Origin of the sequence: Spirillospora sp. NPDC047279 (assembly GCF_040643285.1) — a bacterium.
Taxonomy (GTDB): Bacteria; Actinomycetota; Actinomycetes; order Streptosporangiales; family Streptosporangiaceae; genus Spirillospora.
The window spans coordinates 389604-409867 of sequence record NZ_JBEYUA010000002.1 but is presented as its reverse complement, the minus strand read 5'-3'; the positions used below and the strand labels follow the sequence as shown (position 1 = coordinate 409867).

The 20264-nt window shown below is 73.3% G+C and carries 17 protein-coding genes; 5 read left to right on the top strand and 12 right to left on the bottom strand.

Annotated features, from left to right (window positions below; all coding sequences use genetic code 11):
- The first annotated feature begins 14 nt into the window (after positions 1 to 14).
- Both ABZ810_RS06120 and ABZ810_RS06115 read left to right on the top strand, forming a co-directional pair.
- The gene (locus tag ABZ810_RS06120) at positions 15 to 590 is read left to right on the top strand and encodes a TetR family transcriptional regulator C-terminal domain-containing protein (RefSeq protein ID WP_358399806.1); all 576 of its coding nucleotides are present in this window, start codon (positions 15 to 17) and stop codon (positions 588 to 590) included.
- A gap of 71 nt (positions 591 to 661) precedes the next feature.
- Positions 662 to 1105: a MerR family transcriptional regulator gene (locus ABZ810_RS06115; protein ID WP_358399804.1), complete on the top strand. Its 444-nt coding sequence runs from the start codon at positions 662 to 664 to the stop codon at positions 1103 to 1105.
- A gap of 21 nt (positions 1106 to 1126) precedes the next feature.
- On the opposite strand, the gene ABZ810_RS06110 is transcribed toward ABZ810_RS06115, so the two are convergent.
- Both ABZ810_RS06110 and ABZ810_RS06105 read right to left on the bottom strand, forming a co-directional pair.
- Positions 1127 to 1648: an N-acetyltransferase family protein gene (locus tag ABZ810_RS06110; RefSeq protein ID WP_358399802.1), complete on the bottom strand. Its 522-nt coding sequence runs from the start codon at positions 1646 to 1648 to the stop codon at positions 1127 to 1129.
- A gap of 28 nt (positions 1649 to 1676) precedes the next feature.
- On the bottom strand, positions 1677 to 2597 hold the full coding sequence (locus tag ABZ810_RS06105; RefSeq protein WP_358399799.1) for a YhjD/YihY/BrkB family envelope integrity protein: 921 nt from the start codon (positions 2595 to 2597) through the stop codon (positions 1677 to 1679).
- 143 nt (positions 2598 to 2740) lie between these two features.
- On the opposite strand from ABZ810_RS06105, the gene ABZ810_RS06100 reads away from it, so the two are divergent.
- Entirely contained in the window at positions 2741 to 3118 is a 378-nt protein-coding gene (locus ABZ810_RS06100; RefSeq protein WP_358399796.1) for a metalloregulator ArsR/SmtB family transcription factor, read from the top strand.
- Entirely contained in the window at positions 3115 to 3768 is a 654-nt protein-coding gene (locus ABZ810_RS06095) for an SRPBCC family protein (protein ID WP_358399794.1), read from the top strand. Before ABZ810_RS06100 ends, ABZ810_RS06095 begins: the two co-directional genes overlap by 4 nt.
- Here ABZ810_RS06095 and ABZ810_RS06090 read toward each other — a convergent pair.
- On the bottom strand, positions 3729 to 4199 hold the full coding sequence (locus tag ABZ810_RS06090; RefSeq protein ID WP_358399792.1) for a pyridoxamine 5'-phosphate oxidase family protein: 471 nt from the start codon (positions 4197 to 4199) through the stop codon (positions 3729 to 3731). The two genes, ABZ810_RS06095 and ABZ810_RS06090, sit on opposite strands and share 40 nt — an antisense overlap.
- Before the next feature lie 182 nt (positions 4200 to 4381).
- Positions 4382 to 5545 (bottom strand): hypothetical protein, encoded by a 1164-nt coding sequence (locus ABZ810_RS06085; protein WP_358399790.1) that lies wholly within the window; start codon positions 5543 to 5545, stop codon positions 4382 to 4384.
- A 418-nt stretch (positions 5546 to 5963) separates the two neighbouring features.
- Here ABZ810_RS06085 and ABZ810_RS06080 point away from each other — a divergent pair, with 418 nt between their 5' ends.
- Entirely contained in the window at positions 5964 to 6878 is a 915-nt protein-coding gene (locus ABZ810_RS06080) for a nitroreductase/quinone reductase family protein (RefSeq protein ID WP_358399788.1), read from the top strand.
- A 316-nt stretch (positions 6879 to 7194) separates the two neighbouring features.
- On the opposite strand, the gene ABZ810_RS06075 is transcribed toward ABZ810_RS06080, so the two are convergent.
- The 8 genes from ABZ810_RS06075 to ABZ810_RS06040 form a co-directional block, all read right to left on the bottom strand.
- Entirely contained in the window at positions 7195 to 10110 is a 2916-nt protein-coding gene (locus tag ABZ810_RS06075) for a hypothetical protein (protein ID WP_358399786.1), read from the bottom strand.
- Positions 10107 to 11225, bottom strand: coding sequence for an AAA family ATPase (locus tag ABZ810_RS06070; RefSeq protein WP_358399783.1), 1119 nt, complete (start codon positions 11223 to 11225; stop codon positions 10107 to 10109). The genes ABZ810_RS06075 and ABZ810_RS06070 overlap by 4 nt, the downstream gene beginning before the upstream one ends.
- A gap of 69 nt (positions 11226 to 11294) precedes the next feature.
- Complete coding sequence (locus tag ABZ810_RS06065) at positions 11295 to 12812, bottom strand: VWA domain-containing protein (RefSeq protein WP_358399781.1); 1518 nt, start codon at positions 12810 to 12812, stop codon at positions 11295 to 11297.
- Positions 12809 to 14236 carry a hypothetical protein gene (locus tag ABZ810_RS06060; RefSeq protein WP_358399778.1) on the bottom strand — a complete coding sequence of 476 codons (1428 nt, stop codon included), beginning with the start codon at positions 14234 to 14236 and terminating at the stop codon, positions 12809 to 12811. The genes ABZ810_RS06065 and ABZ810_RS06060 overlap by 4 nt, the downstream gene beginning before the upstream one ends.
- Complete coding sequence (locus ABZ810_RS06055) at positions 14236 to 14673, bottom strand: hypothetical protein (RefSeq protein WP_358399776.1); 438 nt, start codon at positions 14671 to 14673, stop codon at positions 14236 to 14238. The genes ABZ810_RS06060 and ABZ810_RS06055 overlap by 1 nt, the downstream gene beginning before the upstream one ends.
- Positions 14674 to 14902: 229 nt before the next feature.
- Positions 14903 to 17341 (bottom strand): FtsX-like permease family protein, encoded by a 2439-nt coding sequence (locus tag ABZ810_RS06050; RefSeq protein ID WP_358399775.1) that lies wholly within the window; start codon positions 17339 to 17341, stop codon positions 14903 to 14905.
- Positions 17341 to 18072, bottom strand: coding sequence for an ABC transporter ATP-binding protein (locus tag ABZ810_RS06045; protein WP_358399773.1), 732 nt, complete (start codon positions 18070 to 18072; stop codon positions 17341 to 17343). The genes ABZ810_RS06050 and ABZ810_RS06045 overlap by 1 nt, the downstream gene beginning before the upstream one ends.
- 56 nt (positions 18073 to 18128) lie before the next feature.
- Positions 18129 to 20237, bottom strand: a complete 2109-nt coding sequence (locus tag ABZ810_RS06040) for a histidine kinase (protein WP_358399771.1) — start codon at positions 20235 to 20237, stop codon at positions 18129 to 18131.
- Positions 20238 to 20264 lie beyond the last annotated feature (27 nt).

The following is a 20264-nucleotide window of genomic DNA, read 5'->3' as shown; positions in this document are numbered from 1 at the left end:
GCTATAAAAAGTCCATGCCCAAGGTCGTGGACCCCGCCGAGCGCCGCCGCGAGCTCGCCGAGGCGGTCTGGCGGGTGATCCGCCGCGATGGCCTCGAACACGCCTCGGTCCGCAACGTGGCGCGCGAGGCCGGGTTGTCGATGGGCTCGCTGCGGCACTACTTCGAGAGCCAGGGCGAGCTTCTGGCGTTCGCCCTCCGGATGGTGATCGAGCGCATCGAGCGCCGGATCGCGGCGCTGGAGCCGCAGCCGGACCCCCGCCGGAGGGCCGAGCTCGTCCTGGCGGAGCTGCTGCCGATGGACGCCGAGCGGCAGGCCGAGAACGAGGTGTGGCTCGCGTTCACCGCCCGCGCCCAGGTGGATCCGGCGTTGCGCCCCCTGCGCGACCAGGGCCACGACGTCCTGCGCGCGGGCTGCCGCCGCATCGTCCATGACCTGGCCGGAGACGTGCCGGAGGCCGAGATCGAGGTGCAGGCCGACCGCCTCCACGCCCTCCTCGACGGCCTCGCCGTGCACGCCGCCGTGCGCCCCGATCTCAACACCCCGGAACGCATGGCCGCGGTCATCGCCCGGCACCTCGACGACCTCTGACCGGCGCGGCGCCCTTCGGCGGAGGCTCGGAGCTTGAATCCGGTACCCGGATACGGGCTTATCGTCGGACCATGGACACGATGCGGACGTCCGGCGACGCCGGCGGGCCGGGCGGTGCCGTGGCCGGGCTGCGCAGCGGGCAGGTCGCCGCCGCGGCCGGAGTGAATCCGCAGACGTTGCGCTACTACGAGCGCCGCGGGCTGCTGGCCGAACCGCGGCGGACCCTCGGCGGGCACCGGGTCTATCCGCCCGAGACCGTGGCCTGGCTGCGCGGGGTGAAGGCCGCGCAGCGGCTCGGGTTCACGCTGGACGAGGTCGCGGGCCTCTCCGCCGGGCGGCCAGGCGTGCACGACCGGGCCCGGGCCAAGCTCGCCGAGGTGGAGGCGAAGATCGCCGACCTGAACGCCGTGGCCGCGACGCTGCGCGCCGCGCTGGACGCCGGGTGCGACGACCTGGAGACATGCGCGCGGGCCCCGGAGTGCCCGCTGCCGTTCGGCGGCGAGCCGGTCGCCTGACCACCGGGCTCCGGCGCCGTCTCAGCTGACCGCCGGGCTGCGGCGTTCGATCAGGACGACGTCGCGCCAGCGGCCGTGGTGGCGGCCGATGCGCTCCCGGGTGCCGACCACCCGGAACCCGGCGCGTTCGTGCAGCCGCAGGCTGTCGGCGTTCTCGGGGAAGATGCCGGACTGGATCGTCCAGATCTCGGCGGCCTCGGTGGAGCGGATGAACGTGTCGAGCAGCACGCGGCCGACGCCGCGCCCCTGGGCGTCCGGGTGCACGTACAGGGAGTTCTCCACCACGCCCCGGTAGACGTGGCGGCGCGAGACCGGCGACGCGGCGATCCAGCCCAGGACGCGTCCCGTCACGGTGTCGGCGGCGACGTAGCGGTGCCCGGCCAGCCTGGTGCGGTCGAAGTCGGGCCAGGCGGGCGCCGTCACCTCGAAGCTGGCGTCGCCGCCGTCGAGCCCGGCCTGGTAGATCGCGAGGACCTCGTCCGCGTCCGCCGCGTCCATGGGGCGGACGACCACGTCGGCGCGGGTGCCGGTGCGGTCGCTCATGCGTGACCTCCTCGGTCGGCTGCCCCGATTATCGATCATCGTGCCGGGCGGGCGCCGCCGTCCGCGCCCACATTCCCAGGGCCAGCGTGATCCGCACGGCGGCGCTCACCCACAACATCAGCCCCAGCATCGCGACGACGATCCCGTACGTGGGCTCGGCGAACGCGTGCTTGAGCAGGAGCAGGCCGCCGATCATCATGGCGGCGAGACTCGCCCCCGCCAGCGCGGCGGCCCACCGCACCGCGGGGGTGCGCGGTGCGCGGCCGAGCCGATGGTAGAGGGCGGAGCACAGGAGGAACCCCCAGGCCGCCGTCGCGGCCACGGCGCCCGCCCGCGCCGCCGCGACCGCCCACCCGGCGAGCCCGTGACCGTTCACCGCGAACACGCGGTACGGGCCGCCGGTCGCCAGCAGGCCGAGCACGACCAGGACGGTGACCGCGGCGGCGATCACCGTGAAGACCAGGACGTCGCGCACGTACCGCCACACGTAGCCGGGTCCGGCGGACGGCTCCCCGGGCCCCCAGACGACCCGGAAGGCACGCCGGTAGGCGTCGACCCAGAGCCGGCCCGCGTACACGAACCCGGTCACGCCGATCGTGGCGAGCGCCGCCTGGACGGAGGCGCGGGCCTGGGCCGAGAGGTACCGCCCCTGGAGGTCGACGGGGACGCCGAACGTCTCCGCCACCGCCTGCGTGCCCGTCTCGCGCAGCGACGGGTGTGCCGTGACGACGCTCGCCGCGGCCGCGAGCAGCAGCGCGAGGAGCGGGAACAGGGTCAGGACCCCGAAGTAGGTCACCGAGCCGGCGACGTGGTGCATGCCCAGCGTGTAGTAGCGCTGGTAGGCGTCGTGGCCCTGCCGGACGAGGGGCCGTTCGAGCAGGGCGTCCCGCGTACGTTCGGCGCGTGCCGTCCATGCGGCCACCCGCCCTGACAGCCGCCGAGGCGCCACCGGTCCCCCTGATCCGTCCGCAGCCGCCGGGGGAACGACGTGGTGATCATTGCCGGTGGCCGTGCGCGGCAAACGCCGCGACCCGCCGGCGGTGCATCTATAGTCTTTGACTTATATAAGCGAGTACGGATATTGTCGGTCACGTGCACGCCTTCGACGTCCTGGGTGATCCGGTCCGGCGCCGGATCCTCGAGCTGCTCGCCGGTGGGGAGATGACCTCCGGCGCTGTCTGCGCCGTGATCCAGGACGAGTTCGGGATCTCGCAGCCCGCCGTGTCGCAACACCTCAAGGTGCTGCGCGAGAGCGGCTTCGCGACGGTCCGGCCGGACGGGACGCGGCGGCTCTACAGCGTCAACGCCGGCCCCTTGCAGGACGTGGACGAATGGCTGGGCCGCTTCCGGCGTTTCTGGGCACCGCATCTGGACGCGCTGGGCACCGAGCTGGCCCGTGGCAAACGCCGGCGCCGCCTCGACGAGGAGCGGCGCCGGGCCGAGGACGAGGACCAGAGGAGCGATCAATGATCGACGTCAATCACCAGATCAACGCCGTCCGGCGTTCGATCGGCTCGCGCGTGCTGGAGGCGGGTGAGGCCAGGACCCTGACCATCAGCCAGGCGTACGAGGCCGACCTCGACGACGTGTGGGACGCCTGCACCAACATCGAGCGCATTCCCCGGTGGTTCCTGCCCGTCTCGGGCGAGCTGCGGCTCGGCGGCCGCTACCAGTTCGAGGGCCAGGCCGGCGGCACGATCGAACGGTGCGACCCGCCCAAGAGCTTCGCGGCGACGTGGGAGTACGGCGGCCAGACCAGCTGGATCGAGGTCCGCCTGACCCCGGAGGAGGACGGGCGCACCCGGTTCGAGCTCGAGCACATCGCCCACGTCGACGACCAGATGTGGGAGCAGTACGGTCCCGGCGCGGTCGGCATCGGCTGGGACCAGGGGATCATCGGCCTGGCCCTGCACCTGTCCGGCGCGCCCGCCGTCGACCCGGCCGAGGGCGCCGCCTGGCAGCTGTCCGAGGAGGGGGTCGCGTTCGCCAAACTCAGCAGCGAGCGCTGGCGCGACGCGAGCATCGAGGCGGGCACCGACCCGGCCGCGGCGACGGCGGCCGCCGACCGTGTCACCGCGTTCTACACCACGCCGCCGGAGGAGGGCGCGCCGGAGTCCTGAGGCCGCCGCGAGGCACGGGGGCGGGCGCCGGGGATGCGGCGCCCGCTGACGAGCCGCGGGCTGATCCGGACGAACCGGTCCACCGCCCGCGGCGCCCACGACTCCAGCGGCAGCCGTTCGAGGCCGGCCAGTTCCAGCGGGTCGCGGACCACCCTGGCGGGTCCGACGACGACCACCGACCAGCCCGTTCTGGCGTCCGCGTCGTACTCGTCCACCTCGAACGCGACGATGGCGCTGCCCGCCGCGGTCGCCAGCTTGGAGCCCTCCGCCGCCCGGAACACCACGTCGCCCTCCACCAGCGTGAAGGTGACGGGCTGCACCGCGGGCAGCGCACGGTCGGTGAAGACGACGCGGCCGAGGGCCGCCGAGCCGAGCAGGGCGGCGCACTCGTCACTGCTCAGGACCTCCAGCCCCGCGCTGTCGATGGGCATGTGCCGAGCGTGGCTCATCGGCGCCCGCGGTCGGCAGGGACGAAGGTCCCGAGCTTGGCCCTCGGATCCGGACCCGCGGACGGCCCGGATCCGAGCCGGGAGAGCGGGGCGACCGGCGCGCCAGGGGGAGTGGCCACCGACCGCCCCGCTTGCCTCGACATGACCACCCGACCGCCTGGGAGTCATTCGAGGCGCTCTTGAGCGTTGAGCCCGCCGCCCGGGGGCCGCCGGGACGGGCGGCGCCGCCGCGCGGGACCGCGGCCGGCGGCATCGGACGTCCCGCCCGCCGCGTGCCCGTTCATCCGGCTGATCGAGGTCGTCCGCGTCCGGTGCCGCCAGACGTCCGCGACACCGAACGGGCGCACGAGGCCGAGGGCCCGGTCGAGCGCCACGTGCGACGGGCCACCGGTGTCGACGACGGTCTCGCCGGGCCAGGGCCGGGACGCGCCGACCGCGTGGAGGTAGGCCGTACGGACGCCGTCGTCGTGGCCGTTCCGCTCCGCGTTCTCGTGCCCGCACCGCATCGTGACCAGGTCGGCCCGCTCGAACGCCGCGATCGCCGCGGCCTCCTCGCGGTGGCTCGGCACCGCCCACGAGGCGTCCATGACCACGGTCTCGCCGAGCCGCACGTACTGGCGGGCCTGGTCGAGCAGCGACGCGTACACGCCGTTCGCCGCCCAGAGGTCGTGGGCGTGCGATCCGCCGGGCGAGCTCAGCAGCGGGCTTCCCAGACGTTCGGCCAGCGCACCCGCCAGGCGTGACCGGCTCCCGTCCGGCACGCCGCCGACCAGGACCATCGACACCGTCCCCGCCCGCAGATGGCGAAGCGCCACGCCGGTCAGCACCCGCGCCTCGGCGGCGGCCACCGGGTCGCCCCGCCGAACGCGGAGGCAGGCCGCGCGCACCTGGTCGAAGGCGTGGAACGCCACATAGTGGTGGCGCAGCGACGGCGGCGCGGGGTCGTCGGCGTACTCCGAGTACCAGCCCACGAACCGTTCGGCCAGGGCGGAGGCGTTGAGACGTTCCAGCCCGGTGGCGAGGCGCGCGGCGTCGTCCACGCCGTCGACCACCCCGGCGCCGTCCGCGACCAGCCGGCCCATCGCGATACGCGCGTCGAAGAGCGCCTCCCGCCCGGCGAGGAACCGCAGGGCGAGTAGCTGGATCTCGGTGACCTCGGCGGCGTCGACGACCTCGCCGTGGAAGGGGAGGACCTGGTCGAAGCCCGCGCGCCAGCGGGCCAGCAGGGCGTCCCGCGAGCCCCCCTCGTGCGCCCGCAGCCGCCGCGGAGCGTCGGCGTGCATGGCGGCCATGTGCCGGGCGGCGGCCTGCACTGCCTCGGCCGTCATCGCACGTTCCATCTCGACCTCCCGATGCTTCTCACCTTCGCAGCGGACCCGGGGTCCGTAGGAGTGCCGAGTGGCCCGACTCGGCCGGGACCTTTGGAACCTCGTTGCGGGGACCTTCGGGAGGACGTTGGTCCGTTCCGCCGGGTGACCGTCGTCACCTTGACAGCCCTGTACGGCCCGCGTTCTCATGACCTCCGTGCCGCGAGATCAAGGTGCCGGACGAGGAGCCGGCATCGGCCCGGCGGCACGTTCACGCGGTTCGCGCACGACGGCATAGATTCCGTGCGCCCGCGCGCGGCCACCGGCCCGCGCCTGCGTTCCCTCTCGCACCGGGGTCCTTCGACCCTGCCCTCAGAACGCCCGCGCCCGCTGCGGCGTGCCGTTCGACCATCCCCGAACAAAGGAGAAATCCCAGCACATGACCTCTGACTTCAACCTGCGGATCATCGAGGAGTTCCGCACCGACGGCGGCCGCGTGGGCGGTCCGTTCGAAGGCGCCGTGCTCGCCCTGCTCACCACCACCGGCGCCCGCACCGGAAAGGCGCGGACCAGCCCCCTCGGCTTCGTCCGCGACGACGACCGCCTGCTGATCGTCGCCTCCGCCGGCGGGGCGCCCACCCATCCCGCCTGGTACCACAACCTGATCGCCCACCCCCGCGTCACGGTCGAGATCGGGGACGGCCACCGGATCGAGACCACCGAGATGATCGCCGTGCCCGCCACCGGCGGGGAACGCGACCGCCTCTTCGCCCGCGTGGTCGAGGAGGCGCCCGGATACGCCGACTACCAGTCGGCAACGTCCCGCGTCCTGCCCGTGGTCGTCCTGCACCGGGTGGACGCCCGCGAGGCTGAACGGCTACGCGCGGTCGGCGACGAACTGGTGAAGCTCCACACCTGGTTCCGCGAAGAACTCACCACCCTCCGCACCCGGCTCACCCCCACCCAGACCAGCCCGATCGATGCCGCCTCCAACGCGGAGGCCGCCGGGCCGCCATGGGAATCGGCACTTCGTTTGCGCTGCCTCGAGTTCTGCCAGGGTCTCGAACGCCACCACACGGGCGAGGACCTGGTGGTCTTCCCGCACCTTGAGGGCCTGTTCCCCGAGTTGGGCCCCGCCTTGCGAACGCTGCGCGACGAGCACCACGTAGTGGCAAGAATCCGCACCGACCTGCACACCCTCCTCACCACCGAGGAAGGTGACAACGCGCGCCTACAGGCCGACTTCGACCGCCTGGCGGAAGAGCTCACAGCCCACCTCGACCACGAGGAGGCTCTCCTAGTGCCAGTAATGAACACCCTCGGCGAGGCCCCCTGGCCAAACCTCACCGACTGACCGGCCCCCGCACAGCCCGGGTCGCCCCTAAGGCACCGCCCGCCGGGCCGCACCCAGACACCTGCGAGGTCTGACCCATACCCGGTCACAGTGCCCGAGCCGGGGCGTGCCCAAGACCGTGCGCAGCCTGCTCCGTGCCCAGGCCATCAGATGCCTGGGCACGGCCCGGGGCATGGGGCGGCGAGGCCGCCGCCCCATGCCTGCGCGACGGCGGGCGAGCGTCGAGTGGCGCGACCATGACCGCAGGCTTGCGTGGCAGGGCGGGCGCGGGCGGGCCGTGCCCAGGCGCCTTGAGCTTGGGCACGGCCCGCGGTGGTCAGTGGGCGGCGAGGATGGTGGCGAGGGCTTCCGCGGTAGCGGGGTGGGTGTTCAGCAGGGCGGCCACCGCCGGATCGCCCGCCGTGCCGCCGGATGCCTGGACGTCCTCCTGCCAGTCGCCGTTCATACCGAGCAGGGTCGTGATGGCGTCGCAGGTGCTGGGGTGGGCGCGGAGGAGGGTGGTCACGGGGCCGGACTCGGGCGCGGGTTGGGTGGGGGCTGCGGGACGAGTCGACCAGGGTGGGGTCCAGGTGTCGACGGCGGGCAGGGCCGCCGGGAACGTTCGGCCTGCCTCGCGGACCAGCACCGGGACGAGTTCGCGGGCGTCGTCGCGCAGTGTCGTGATGAGCTTGGGCAGCCAGGGCAGCAGCACGTGGTCGGGCAGGCGCGCGAACGCCTTGGACAGCACCTCGACCATGAACGGCGCCAGCGTCGGAGCGGGCTCCAGAGCCTGCACGAACCCGCTCATGTACTGCGGGAACGTCGGTACGACGAGCGGGTTGCCCAGGAGCTCGTCGCACCTGGAGCGCAGGTCGGCCATCGTCATCAGGCCGAGCTGGGTCTTGGCCGCCCACAACAGCGCGACCTTGGCCGGGGACTCCGGGTGCGACTGCTGGACGGCGATCTCCAGCTGGGCGTGGTCGCAGCCGAGCGACAACGCCAGGCTCTCCATGCCGAACAGGAACCCGAGCATGGCCGCCACCTGCCGGACGCCCGTCTCCTCGTCGACGAACGCGGTCGGCAGCAGCGTGCAGTAGTGCGCGTAGCCGGTGGTGACGAACGAGCGGCACCACTCCGGGAGCTCCGGCTCGGTCGCGCGGTAGTGCGTCAGCAGACGCCGGATGCGGCGCAGCACCTCGGGCGCCTCGTCCACGGTGCGTTCGGCCGACAGCAGCTCGACCGCCCGCGCGCCCAGCTCCTCGGTGAAGCGGCGGCCGCCCAGGTAGAGGATGGAGTCCTCGACCGCCTCGAGCGCCTGCGCGGCGGTGGCCTTGGGCGCCCAGACCATGCGCCGCAGCCGCCGTTCCAGCACCTGCTCGATCGTGACGCCCTCGTAGCCCAGCTCGACGATCGACCGCTGGTTGCGGCCGATCGCCAGGTCCCAGCTCTCCTGGATCGACCGTTCGCCGAGCCGCCGCGAACCCATGATCGGACGTACCGCGTCGTCGGGCAGCAGCCGTCGCAGCACCCACAGCAGGTCACTGCACGGCACCAGTTCGGGGCGGGCGTCCAGGTCGAGCAGCGCACGCTGGATGGTGCGGCGCTCCAGGTCGAGCCCGAGCGGCGCGAGCCGGTCGAGCACGTCGCGGGCCAGCGGCGGCAGCGCGTCGTAGCCGACCTCGCCGACCCGGTCGCCGCCGAGCAGGATCTCGCAGAGGCGCCGCACGTCGCGGCGGCCCGGCACGGCGTCCTTCTCGATGCAGGTGATCGCGGCGTCCTGGAAGTCGTACGGGGTCGGGCGGGCCCGGCCGCGCATCCCGGCGAGCAGGATGGACGTCTCGAACACCGCGATCGCGTCGGCGGTGCTCGCCAGGTAGCCGTTGCGGCGGGCCAGCCGCACGATGTCGACGCACCAGCCGAGCAGCTCGGCCTCGTCGAGCCCGTCCAGCGCGGGCGGGCTCGACAGGAAACCCGACAGCCGGTCGGTGACCGGCTCCGCGGCGGCGGGCGCGGGCGCCGCCTTGGCCTTCGCGCGTTTGCGGGCGCCCTTCTGCCCTTCGAGCTGGAACGGCCTGAGACCACCGCGCTTGAGCGCCTTGGCCCAGGTGGCGGCCGCGATCGACACCGTGCCGGACGCCAGCCCGAACTGCGCCTCGATCGCCGAGTGGCTGGAGGGGATCATGCCGTACTGCCAGCGGGTGCCGGTGCGCGGAGTGATCTCGAACTCGGTCACCTCGGCGCCCAGCCCGAACTGCTCGACCCGGCTGGCGGCGTGGAAGGCGCCGCAGACGTAGAGGCAGTCGGCCGGGTCGGCGCCCGACGCGGCGAGGTGCTCGCGCATGCGCGTCCACATGTAGCGTTCGCGGTCCTCGTTGCGGGCCAGGTCGCCGTCGTCGGGGCGGTCGGGGCGCAGCCGCCGGAAGAGGCTGCCGATCAGCACCATGACCTGGCGGTAGGTGGCGTGGTCGGCGCCGGCCAGCGGCTGCTCGACGTACTGGTCCCACCATTCCGACCAGTGCCGGACCTTGCCGTGGTGGAGCAGGTGCTCTTCGAGCTCGGCGAAGCGGGGGCGCAGGTCGCCGATCTCGATGCCGACCGCGTCGCCGTGCAGCGCCGCCTCGTCGGTGGCGGCCTCCTCCTCCGTCCCGCCGGCGCCCGCCCTCCCGGCGGTGGTTTCGCCGGGGCGTCCGCTCACCTTGCGCGCGTCCGCCGGGAGACCGTGCCCGCCGGCGTCTCCGCCACCGTCATCGAGCCCGCCGCCGTCGGACGGGCGCGGCTCCCACTGGTAGACGTGGTCGGTCGAACGGTCGACCAGCACCAGCTCGACGCCGGGGGTGTCGAGGGCGTAGGCGATCGCCTGGTATTCGGCCGACGCCTCGGTGATCGGCGCGACGACGCTGAGCGGCGCCCACTCGGCCGGGAAGCCGTCGATCTCGCTGGCGAACGCCTGCACCGCGACCGGCAGCCGGCAGTTGCGCAGCTCGTCGAGCAGCGGCCGCAGGTCCTCGCACAACTCCAGATAGACGACCTTGGGCTGCTTGGCGCGCAGCCGGCGCACCATCGCCAGCGCGGACGCCGGCGAGTGGTGGCACACCGGGAAGATCTCCAGCTCTTCGCGCAGCGCCCGGTCGACGTCCTCGACCATGCCGGCCAGCAGGCCGGGCACGGCGGCGGGACCGTCGGCGAACGCCGCGGCGGCGTCGAGCAGCTGGGTGCGCAGGGCGTCGAACGGTTCGGTGAGGGGTTCGGTCATGACAGTTTGGCGATCGCCTCGCGGCCGCCCTCGAGGAACTCCTGCCAGGGCGCGCCGGTGTCCTTCTTGCTGCGCGGCTCGATCACGCCGTGCCAGAACTTGTTGAGGATGGCCAGGTCTTCGGGGGAACGGCGGGCGAGCGAGCCGACCAGCGACCCGGCGAGCGTCTGCGCGCTCAGCGTGCGGTCGCCGAAGAACTGGCCGTGCAGGATCGCGTCCTCCAGGACGCCGATCTGCTCGGCGGTCGAGAGCGCCGACTCCAGCCGTTCGTCGTCGCTGGTGGCCGACGCGGCGGCGGCCCGCAGGTCGGCGAAGCTCTGCAGCAGAACGTCGAGCAGCGTGGGCGGCAGTTCCAGCTCGATCTGGTGGCGGCGCAGCAGCTCGGTGGTGCGGAACCGGACGATCTCGGCCTCGCTGCGCTTGTTGGTCACCACCGGGATGCGCACGAAGTTGAACCGCCGCTTGAGCGCGGACGACAGGTCGTTGACGCCGCGGTCGCGGCTGTTGGCGGTGGCGATGATGGAGAACCCCGGCTGCGCGAAGACGATGTTGTCGTCGTCGAGCTCGGGGATCGACACGTACTTCTCCGACAGGATCGAGATCAGCGCGTCCTGAACGTCGCTGGTCGAGCGGGTCAGCTCCTCGAAGCGGCCGATCACGCCCCGCTCCATCGCCGTCATGATCGGCGAGGGGATCATCGCCTCGCGGGACTGGCCCTTGGCGATGACCATGGAGACGTTCCACGAGTACTTGATGTGGTCTTCGGTGGTGCCCGCGGTGCCCTGCACCACCAGCGTCGAGTTGCGGGAGATGGCCGCCGACAGCAGCTCGGCCAGCCAGCTCTTGCCGGTGCCGGGGTCGCCGATGAGCAGCAGCCCGCGGTCGGACGCCAGCGTCACGATGCTGCGCTCGACGAAGCCGCGGTCACCGAACCACTTCTGCGGGATCTCGCGGTCGAGGCCGTCGGCGGGCTCGGAGCCGAGGACGAACAGCCGCACCATGCGCGGGCTCAGCCGCCACGAGAACGGCTTGGGCGAGTCGTCGACCGACTCCAGCCAGTCGAGCTCGTCGGCGTACTTGACCTCGGCCGGGGCGCGCAACATCTCGTCGGTCATGCGTGGGTTCTCCTAAGCGAGGACGTCGTGAAGAGGAAGATCAGGGTGAGGCGGGCCGGGCCCGCCGGGTCAGGCGAGGAAGTTCTTGAGCTCGACCACGAGCTTGCGGATGTGGCCCGAGATCACCGGCGTGCCCAGGTCCTTGAACTTCTGGCGGAACCACGGATCGACGCTCTGATGGCCGGAGCTGTTGACCGAGCCGACCGGGATGAACTTGACCCCCGAACGGTGCACCGCCTCGATGCCGTCGTAGAGCGGCTGGGACCGGCCGAACTCGTAGAAGTCCGAGATCCACACCATGACGGTGTCGGCCGGATTGGTGATCTTGGGTCGCGCCATCTCCATCGCCACCGGCCCGTCGTTGCCGCCGCCGAGCTTGGTGCGCAGCAGCACCTCGAACGGGTCGTGCACCCAGGGGGTGAGGTCGAGGGCACGCGTGTCGAACGCGATGAGGTGCACGTCGACCTTGGGCAGCCCGGCGAAGATGGACGCCAGGATCGTGCAGTTGACCATCGAGTCGACCATGGAGCCGGACTGGTCGACGACCACGATCAGCTTGGCCGGGGTGGTGCGCTTGGCCGTGTGCCTGTAGAAGAGCCGGTCGACGTAGAGCCGTTCGTCGTCGGGGCTCCAGTTGGGCAGGTTCTTCCAGATGGTGCGGTCGAGGTCGAGGTTGCGGAACACCCGCTTGGGCGGCACCGACCGGTCGACGGTGCCCGCGCTGGTCTGCTGCACCTGGGTGCGCAGCACCTCGGCGACCTCGTCGACGTAGCGCCGGATCAGCGACTTGGCGTTGGCGAGCGCGACGCCCGACAGGTTGGACTTGTCGCGCAGCAGCTGCTCGATGAGCGACATGCTCGGCGTGAGCCGCGCCGCCAGCTTGGGATCGGCCAGCACCTCGCGCAGATGCATGCGCCCGACCAGATCGCCTTCGAGTGTGGAGAGCTCGCCCTTCAGCGCCCCGGCGCCCTCCTCGCCGAGCGCCTTCCTGAGCCACCCGGCGTCCTGCTGCCAGTCCGCCAGCTGCGTGGCGCTGACCGACCCGGAGCCGGTCGAGAACACGTTGAGCAGCAACTTGGACACCAGCGCCGCCCGCCGCACCTCCTCGCCCGCCTCCCCCGGCCGAAGACCCTCACCCGTGCCACCTTCGCCGGTGCCGCTCTCGCCCGGACCGATCGCGCCGGTGGCGCTTTCGTCCGTGCCGCTCTGGCCTGTGCCGGTCTCTCCGGCGGAGCCTTCGCCCCTGCCGCTCGGGCCCATGTCGCCTTCGCCCGGAACACCTTCGCCCGGAACACCTTCGCCCGGAACGCCTTCGCCGGGAACACCTTCGCCCGGAACGTCTTCGCCGGGCGTCGGGGCTTGGCCGGTCATCAGACCGGTCAGCTCGGTGGCCAGGTCGGGGAAACGCTGGACGAGGTTGTCGATGGAGATGCCGGGGTCGAGCAGGGCCGGGGGAAGCCCGATGTCGTCGACGATCGCGACGCTGGCGGTCTCGAGCGCGGGCTGCTCGTCGGGGTCGAACAGGCGGGCCAGCAGCCGCCAGTAGAGAACCTGCCGCCGGTTGGCCTCGGAGTCGATGTCGGTCATTTGCGCAGCAACCGTCCCGCCCGTTCACGCAGCACGGCGACCGCGTCGCCGGCCTTGGCCTCGGCCTTGACGATCCTGGGATCGGTCGGGCCCTGCGCCCAGTCGCCGTTGTGCGCCTCGACGGGCTTGCGCTTGACCGTCGCCTGGACGGCGAGCGGCTGGACCGACCAGCGCCCGGCGTCCCAGCGCATCAGGCCGATGCACGCGGTGGACGCGGCCACCAGCTCGGGTGTCAGCGGCCCCGACGGGGGCAGCCGGTCGAGGTCGACGGCGAGTTCGGCGCCGTCGAGCACGAACGTGCCGTCGCCGGTGCCGTAGCCCTCGATCAGGACGGGCTCGGCGATGCGCACCGGGTGGCGTTCCAGCGGCGGAACGGCGGGGGCGGCGGCCCGCGCGAGCAGGAGCCGCGCGGTGGCGAACGGGTCGGCGGGCTCGCCCGCGGCGGCCCGGTCGTCGTGCCACACCAGGTCGCCGCCGCGCAGCGGCATGCCGGTGAGCTCCAGGCTCCGGCGTCCGGCCAGCGCGGCGAGCAGCACGGGATGGGCGGCCAGCAGCCGCCACACCGCCGAGCCGACGATGGTGTCGGTCTTGGTGGCCGACACGCTCACCCGGATGAGCCGGACGTCGTCGCCCTGCTCGAGCACGCCGTGGATCTGCATCTGCACGGCGGTCGCGTGCTCGTGCACGTCGACGCCGAGGGGCAGCAGCCGTCCGTCGACCTCGGTCGTGGTGGCCGCGGGTGGGGGAGCCTGTGCCAGCAGGGTGGCGCGCATCCACAGGTCGGCCCAGCGCCGGGTGGGCAGCACGGGCATCGTCGCGATCGGGGCGAACGCCCGGAGCTCGGCGGCGAGACCGTCGAGCAGCACCGCGAGCGGCCGGACGGCGGGCTCGGCGAGCAGCGCCTCGATCGTCTGGTCGGCGGCGGCGACCAGGTCATGGCCCACGCCGCGCCACCCGGTGATCGCCAGCTCGTGCAGCCACGACCGAGCACTGGCCCGCAGATTGTCACCCCCCGAGCCAGCCGAGCCAGCCGAGCCGGCCGCGCCGTCTGGGGTGCCCGTCGCGTCCGGGGCGGGCTCGGTCGTGGTGTTGCGGGTGCGGCCGAGCGTGCCGTCGAGGTGGGTGAGGAGGGCGTCGTGGACCGCGCCGAAGAGGGCGGCGCGGGCTCCGGCCAGGGCGGCCAGGTGCTCTTCGGCGATCGAACCCGCCGCCACCTTGGCGGCCGCCTCGGCGGCGGCCGGGCCGAGGGGGGTCGGGGCGAGGGCGGCCACGAGGGCGCCGACCGCGGCGGTGCGCTCCTCGCCGAGCCGGGCGAAGCCTTGGACGAGCGCCTCATCGAAGCCGTCGACCAGGTCGAGCGCCTCCGTGACGCCCGCCGGGTCGCCGGTGCCGTCGAGGAGGGCGGCCAGTTGCACGCCGAGCATCAGAGCACCGCCTTGGTCGCAGGGAACCAGTGCATCTCGGCCAGCGGCTCGGTCGTGCCGGGCAGCTCCAGGTAGGCCAGGTGGCGCAGGAACCGGCTGAAGACCACCGCGGCCGGGGCACTCTCCTTGCCGCCCGTGAGCCCGCCGATCAGGGGGGCGTCCTCGCCGACGTCGAGTTGCAGGTAGCGCGCCACCCGGTCACGTCCGTACTGCACCTCCGCCTCGTCGAGCAGCGACCGCAGGTGCTTGCACGGCGACGCGGCGCCGAGCCCGCCGCAGGGCCGGTTGTTGTTGGTGCTGCAGCTGAATCCGTGCGTCCCCGCCGTGATCGAGGAGACGTAGACCCGGGCGATGTCCGAGCCGCTCGAGACCACTCCCTGCAACCGGCCCTCGGCCATCTCGACGAAGGGGACCTTCGCCAGCTTGCGGGGCCGCACGAGTGGCACCACCCGCACCGAACTGCGCTTTTGCCACGCGTCGTCATCCGCGCTCACACTCGACCTCCAGCCCGGTGCCCGCACGAACCGCCGGATCGGGTTCGCTCACCGTCACTGGAATCCTCTCGAACCCCACCGACATTTCGGCGGGGTTCGAGAGGATCTTCGCGATGGATGTGGCGCCTGAGACATCTGGGACGAACGGCGCGGCCCGATGGCGAGCCCGCGATCAGTCGCGGGCGCCGATGGTCTCCGCCGGTGCGTTCCGCAATGCGGCGCGGGCGGGCAGCGCGGTCGCGAGCAGCGCGAGCAGGCCCGCGCCGGCGATCACTCCGGCGTACGCGAGCGGCGGGACGTGCGGGGTGCCGGAGCCGGTCATGCCCGTGCTGAACGCGTTGAGCGTGACCAGCGCGATCACCGTCCCGAGCACCGTGGCGACCAGCACGACCGACAGGGTCTCCAGCCGCAACATCCGCAGCACCTGGCGCCGGGTGGCGCCGGCCAGCCGCAGCAGGGCCAGTTCGCGGACGCGGCCCGCGACGGCCATGGCGAGCGTGTTGACCATCGAGATCGCGGCGAAGGCGACGATGAGGCCCAGCGACAGGTAGTTGACGGCGCTGCCGCCGGACTTCTCCGGCGCGGTCGCGCGTTCCTGGACGCGCAGTCCCGGGAAGGTGGCCGTGGCCCGGTCGAGCGCGGCACGGTCCACACCGGGCGCGGACACCAGCACGGTGCCCATCGGCACGTCCACGTGCGCGGCCACCAGGGCGTGCGGCAGCGTCAGGTCGCCGAACCCCAGCCCGCGGCGGTAGACCGCGATGACGCGCATCGTGACCGGGGTGCCGTCGCCCATGGCGAACGACCTGCTGTCGCCCACCTTCATGCCGAGGCCCTCCCGCACGGCCATCGTGCCCTGGCCGAACCCGTCGAGCGTGCCGGACGTGACGTCCAGGTCCATGGTCCGCGACAGGCCGGCCGGGGTGACGCCCTGGGCGCTGTAGGGGCTGTTGACCCCGCGCACCCTGGTGTGCAGGACCTCGGTCACCGCCTCCACCCCGGGCACCCGCCGTACCGACTCGGCGGCGGGAGACGGCACGGCCGGGCCCAGCACGTAGTCGGCCACGTTGCCGGTCTGCGCCTGCGTCCGGGCGGCGCCCTTGACCGTCGTCTCGGCGAACAGCAACGTCGAGGACAGCGCGATCATCAGGGTGAGCGGCGCCAGCACGGCGGCGAAGCGGCGCGCGCCCGTCCGCAGGTTGGCGTCGGCCAGCCCGGCGACACCGCCGCCGGCGCGCAGGGGCAGCCCGGTCAGCGTGAGCGCGGCGCGGGCGAGCACCGGGCCCAGCAGGGCCACGCCCGCCGCGAACAGCAGGGCCGTGACGGGCGTCAGCGGGCCGGACCCGGCCTCGGTGTGGATGGACCGCAGCACGAACGTCAGCACCACGCCGCCCGCCAGTGCGACCGCACCGGCCGCCAGCCGCGGCCACGGCGCCCGCGCCGGGGCCAGCGCGGCCTCGCCCAGCGCCTCCACCGGCCGCAGCCGGGCGACGCGGCGGGCCGAGATCCGCGCGGCGAGCCAGGCCGCCGTGGTGGTCACCGCGACGGCGACGATCGGCGCGAACGGGCCGACGACCAGCGGCAGGTTGGCGGGGATCGCGTCCAGATCGGCGAACGCCCCGTGCACCGCGTTCCCCAGGAACAACCCCGCGACGGCGCCCGGCACGGTCGCGGCGAATCCGACCAGCAGGGCCTCCCGCCCGATCATCCGGCGCAGCTGCCGGGGCGTCGCGGCCACCGCGCGCAGCAGGGCCAGTTCGCGTTCGCGCTGCTGGACGGCCAGGCCGAACGTGCCGACGACGGCCAGGACCGCCACGATGAGGGAGGTGCCGCCCAGCGCGGCGCCCATGCTGATCAGCTTGACCCGGCCGCTGTCGCTGCCGACGAACTCCACGCGCCCCCGGTCGGTGCCGGACTGCACGCTGACCTTGGTGCCGTGCAGCGCGTCGCGTACGGCCTTCTCGGCGGAGGCGGGCCAGACGCCGACGGCGGTGATCTGCCCGGGGTGCGCCGAGGCCAGGCGCCGGGCCTCCGCGGTGGCGAAGAACACCACGTTCTGGTGGTCGAGGCGCTGCGCGGTGACGCCGACGACGCGGTACGTGCCGGAGCCGAACGAGGTCAGCGCGTTCACCTTCGCGCCGATGCGGTGCGGGGAACCCGCGTCCACCACGATCTCGCCGCCGGCGGCGGGGGCGCGCCCCGCCTTCAGGGTGAACGGGGTCAGCCCGGCCGACTCCCACCCGTGCCCGTCCACGGCACCGGCGCCCCGCAGCATCACGGGGACCGTGACCTCGGTGACGACCGACCGCACGCCCGGGACCGACCGCAGTGTGGCCGCCGTCGATTCGGGGATCCAGGCGCGGGCGGTGTTGGGCTTGGACTTCTTCTTGAACTCGCCTTCCCCCTTGTCCTTGAGGAAGTGCGACTGCGGGTCGCCCGCGACGACGACCGGCGCGCCCGCGTACCGTTCCGGCGCGACCTTGCCGCGCAGGCCGGTGTCCATGAGCATGCCGCAGGCCGTGACGAGCGCGGCGGCGCAGAAGAGCGCGACGAACGCGCCCGCGAACGCGGCCTTGCGGTGCCGCAGTGTGGTGAATGCCAGGGCGAACATCAGACGTAGGCCCCCAGTCGTGTCATGCGCTCGGCCACGTCGGCGGCGTCCGGCCGCTGGACCGAGTCGACGATCCGGCCGTCGGCCAGGAAGAGCACGGTGTCGGCGTAGGAGGCGGCGACCGGGTCGTGGGTGACCATCACGACGGTCTGGCCCAGGGTGTCGACGGTCTCGCGCAGCAACGTCAGCACGTCCCGCGCGGTCACGGTGTCGAGCGCCCCGGTCGGCTCGTCCCCGAAGACGACCTCCGGCCTGGTGATCAGCGCGCGGGCGATCGCCACCCGCTGCTGCTGGCCGCCCGACAACTCCGCGGGCCGGTGCCCGGCCCGCTCGCCCAGGCCCACCCGGCGCAACGTCTCGTCCAGCAAGGCCTTGTCGGTGCGGGTGCGGGAGAGCCGCAGCGGCAACGTCACGTTCTGCTCGACGGTCAGGGAGGGGACCAGGTTGAACGCCTGGAACACGAACCCGACCCGGTCGCGGCGCAGCTCGGTCAGCTTCGTCTCGTTCATCCCGGACAGGTCCGTGCCGCCCAGCCGCACCGACCCGGAGGTGGGGGTGTCCAGCCCGGCGGCGCAGTGCAGGAACGTGCTCTTGCCCGACCCCGACGGCCCCATCACGGCGGTGAAGCCGCCCTTGGGAAGGGTGACCGTCACCTCCCGCAGGGCCGCCACGGCGCTCCTGCCCTTGCCGTAGACCTTGCTGACGGCGGTCAGCTCGACTGCTTCGCTCATGCCCTCAACTCTGCTGACCTGCGGCTTCGGTCGACAGAGAGCACGTCATCGATCACCTATGACGTCGTCATGGGTGCGGCCGTGACCGCCTCGGGTTCGCGGCGCAGCGTCGCCGTCACCCGGAACCGCCCGCCGCCCGAGGGCCGCGCGTCCAGCCCGCCGCCGAACGTGCCGAGCCGCGTGGTGAGGTTGCCGATGCCCGCGCCCGGCGGGGTGACCTCGGACGGGCTCCCGTCGTTCTCCACCACCAGCCGGTCCGCGGCGATCGTGATGTCGCAGGTCCGTGCCGCGCTGTGCCGCAGGATGTTGGTGACGGCCTCGCGCAGCACCGTGCTCAGCACGCCCTCCGCGTCGGCCGGCGGTTCGCCCTCGCGGCTGACGCGCACGTCGATTCCCGCCGCGCCCAGCACCGACAGCGCCGACCGCAGCTCCGGCTCGAGCCGCAGGTGAGGGGCCGCCCCGGTCACGGTGTCCATGTCGGCGCGGGCGCGCACGGCCATCTCCACCACGTCCGCGAGCTCGGCGCGCGCGCGTTCCCCGTCCACGGTCATGAGGCGGCGGGCCAGCTCGCCCTTGAGCAGGATCGCCGCCAGCGTGTGGCCGAGCAGGTCGTGCAGGTCGCGGGCCGCGCGCAGCCGTTCCTGGACGACGGCGGCCCGCGCGATCCCGGCGCCCGCCGCGCGCAGCTCGTCGGCCAGCTGCGCGAGCCGCACCAGCCCGTACACGACCATCGCCGTCACCAGCACGCTGATGGCGGAGTTGACGATGACGGGGGCGCTCTCGCCGAGGGACCAGGCGATCCCGGCCATGCTCCCCATCACCAGGACCATCAACGGCCACGCGACACCGGCGGGCAGGAGCACCAGCAGCGTGCCCGCCAGGAAGCCCGGAAGCCCGCCCCACGCCCGGCCGAACAACAGCAGTGGCACGTAACTCAGCACCGCCTGCAACAGCAGAGCCCATCCCCAGTGGTCTCCGCGAGGGCGCGTCCACCTCAGCTGCAACAGGACGATCGAGGCGAGGAAGGGAACGGCCGTCAGCAACATCCACGGTTCGGTCAGCAGCAGGAAGGCCTTGGCGCAGAACCCGGCGAGCACGGCCCCGAGCAGCGCCACCGACAGCCGGTGTTCCCGGCTGGACGGGACGGCGGGCTCCGGCGCCGCGGTGACGGCGGCCTCCACGGCGAACCTGCCGTCGGGCTCCAGCCCGGTGGTCAGCCGCCCGCCGACGGCCTCCATCCGATCGGCCAGCGGCACCAGCGCCTCGGCGCCGCGCGCGGCGTTGGGCACCCCGTCGTTGGTGACCTTCAGGACGACCAGCCCGTCCTGCCCGGTGGTCTCGATGACGACGTGCCGGGCCGTGCCCTGCCGGACCACGTCGGTCACGGCCTCGCGCAGCACCGTCGCCAGCAGCGCCCCGGCCTGCCCGAGCGGCTCGTCATGGCCGACCCGCACCGTCACCTCGATCTCCGCCGCCGACAGCAGGCCGCGCGCCGCCGAGATCTCCGGCGTCAGCGAGAGGCTGCGCAGGTCGGCCGCCGCCGAACGGGCGGTCGCCAGCGACGAGCGCGCCGCCGCGAGCACCTCGTCGAGATCGTCCGTCCTGGCCGCCGCGATCGTGTCGAGCCCGCGTCCCACGTTCTCGTTCAGAGCGGCCGCCATCCGCAGCCGTTCCTCCTCCACCGCCGCCATCGCCAGCGTGACGCGCGCCCGGTGCACCTCGTCGATCCGGTCGGTCAGCCGGGACATGCCGTACGTGACCAGCGCGATCAGCACCGCCGTGATCGTGAAGTCGAGCGACTCGGCCACGGAGTGGTCGCGCGCCGCGTCGATGAGCGGAACGGTCAGCCCCGCCACCAGCGCGCCCCGCCAGGCCGACGCCAGCAGCAGCGACCCGAGCAGGAGCCCGACGATGCCGACCGAGACCCCGAACCCCAGCACCGCCGCGTACACCAGGACGGCCTGGACCCCGATCGCCCACCACGTCCGGAACCGCCGCAGCGACGGCAGGACGTACCGCAGCTGGACGCCCAGCACCGCCAGCGACAGCGGCACCACCGCGACCGCCCGCCCCGGCCCGCTGATCGCGGTGAGCGCGTACACGCTCACCAGGCTGCCGAGCACCGCCACGGCGATGACCTGCGCGGTACGCGGATGCAGATCCACCCGCGCCGACGGCCTCCTCAATATCCC